This window comes from Mycobacterium sp. 1482292.6 (genome assembly GCF_001672995.1).
Lineage (GTDB): Bacteria > Actinomycetota > Actinomycetes > Mycobacteriales > Mycobacteriaceae > Mycobacterium > Mycobacterium europaeum_A.
This window is the reverse complement of the sequence record NZ_LZKV01000022.1, coordinates 1-1,126: the sequence shown is the minus strand read 5'-3', so window position 1 is coordinate 1,126 and position 1,126 is coordinate 1. Positions and strand designations below refer to the sequence as shown.

The window sequence follows — 1,126 nt, the reverse complement described above, 5'->3', positions numbered from 1 at the left end:
CCCGCCCGGCACGACAGCAAGCTGGCCCAGGTGCTCTACCACGACTGGGAAGCCGAGACCTACGACGACAAGTGGTCGATCTCCTATGACCAGCGCTGCATCGACTACGCGCGGGGCCGCTTCGACGCCATCGTGCCGGACGAGGTGCGGCGCGAGCTGCCCTACGACCGGGCCCTTGAATTGGGTTGCGGCACTGGGTTTTTCCTGCTCAACCTGATCCAGTCCGGGGTGGCCCGGCGCGGATCGGTGACCGACCTGTCGCCGGGCATGGTCAAGGTCGCCACCCGCAACGGGCAGTCGCTGGGCCTCGACATCGACGGCCGGGTCGCCGACGCCGAGGGCATCCCGTACGAGGACAACACCTTCGACCTGGTCGTCGGCCACGCGGTGCTGCACCACATCCCCGATGTGGAGTTGTCGCTGCGCGAGGTGATCCGGGTGCTGCGCCCGGGCGGCCGGTTCGTCTTCGCCGGCGAGCCGACCAGCGCCGGCGACGTCTACGCCCGCGAGCTGTCCACCCTGACCTGGCGCATCGCCACCAACGTCACCAAGCTGCCCGGCCTGGGCAGCTGGCGGCGCCCGCAGGCCGAGCTCGACGAATCGTCGCGGGCGGCGGCGCTGGAGGCCATCGTCGACCTGCACACCTTCACCCCGGGCGACCTGGAGCGGATGGCCGCCAACGCCGGGGCCGCCCAGGTGCGGACCGTCAGCGAGGAGTTCACCGCCGCGATGTTCGGCTGGCCGGTGCGCACCTTCGAGGCGTCGGTGCCGCCCGGGCGGCTGGGCTGGGGCTGGGCGAAGTTCGCCTTCAACGGCTGGAAGACGCTGAGCTGGGTGGACGCCAACGTGTGGCGCCGTGTGGTGCCGAAGGGCTGGTACTACAACGTGATGGTGACCGGGGTCAAACCCTCCTGAGTGGTGGGCTGCGGTTCAGCGCGCAAGACGTCGGCTACCTGCGGTCGGCCGCGGGTGCCGCGGCGCTGGCGGAGGTCGCCCGGCTCGTGCTGACCGACGCCACCCGGGTCGCCGACGTCGCCGCCGCCCGCGCCCGATTCGGCGACCGCGCCGCGATCCTGGTGGAGACGGTCCTGTTGCGCCGCCGCGCGGTGGACAAACTCGGCGGCCT

The 1,126-nt window shown here is 71.7% G+C and carries 1 protein-coding gene and 1 pseudogene; both read left to right on the top strand.

Going from position 1 to position 1,126, the window contains the following annotated elements; genetic code table 11:
- A partial coding sequence (locus tag A5624_RS01440; RefSeq protein WP_066860386.1) for a class I SAM-dependent methyltransferase occupies nucleotides 1–915 on the top strand: 915 nt, incomplete at its 5' end.
- Nucleotides 873–1,126, top strand: a pseudogene (locus A5624_RS27095) (class I SAM-dependent methyltransferase); the annotation flags it as partial. The gene A5624_RS01440 and the pseudogene A5624_RS27095, both read left to right, overlap by 43 nt.